The organism is Catenovulum sp. 2E275 (assembly GCF_025515275.1).
Lineage (GTDB): Bacteria > Pseudomonadota > Gammaproteobacteria > Enterobacterales > Alteromonadaceae > Catenovulum.
Genome location: NZ_JAOPFU010000119.1, coordinates 1 through 748, shown reverse-complemented (window position 1 = coordinate 748; position 748 = coordinate 1). Strand labels below are relative to the sequence as shown.

The 748-nt window shown below is 42.2% G+C and carries 1 protein-coding gene; it reads left to right on the top strand.

Annotated elements, in window-relative coordinates:
* On the top strand, positions 1 to 748 hold a 748-nt coding region (locus tag N7931_RS19330; RefSeq protein WP_262795973.1), incomplete at both ends, for a reverse transcriptase domain-containing protein.

The window sequence follows — 748 nt, the reverse complement described above, 5'->3', positions numbered from 1 at the left end:
TGATAACAGCTTTGGTTTTAGGCCAAACCGTAACGGCCAACAGGCAGTGAAGCAAGTACAACAAATCATTAAATCTAAACGCAATATTGCGGTAGATGTCGATTTGTCGAAGTGCTTTGACCGAGTTAATCACGACTTACTGATGCGAAATTTATCGCGCCATATCAAAGATAAACGCTTGCTCAAACTTATTGGTCGCTACTTGAGAGCTGGAATCGACGATAATGGTACTCTAGTTCCGAGTTTAGAAGGGGTGCCGCAAGGCGGTCCACTTTCGCCTTTATTATCCAATATTATGCTGGATGATTTAGACAAAGAATTGGAACAACGAGGCCACCAATTTGCCCGCTACGCAGACGATTTTATTATCTTAGTGAAATCAAAACGCGCGGGCGAACGTGTGCTTGCCAGTGTCACTCGATTTCTCGAAACTAAGCTTAAATTACTGGTTAACACTGACAAAAGCCAAGTGGTTAAATCCACACAAAGTAAGTTCTTAGGGTTTACCTTTAAACGCGGATTAATCAAATGGCACGACAAAACTCTATATAAATTTAAACGACAGGTACGCATTTTAACCAACCGGAACTGGGGCGTGAACATGCACTACCAATTGTTTAAATTGAGTCAATATCTAAGGGGATGGATTAACTACTATGGAATTGCAAATGCATACCAGCAGTGCGTTGACCTAGACCATTGGATACGGCGCAGAGTCAGAATGTGTTACTGGCGGCAATGGCGAAAA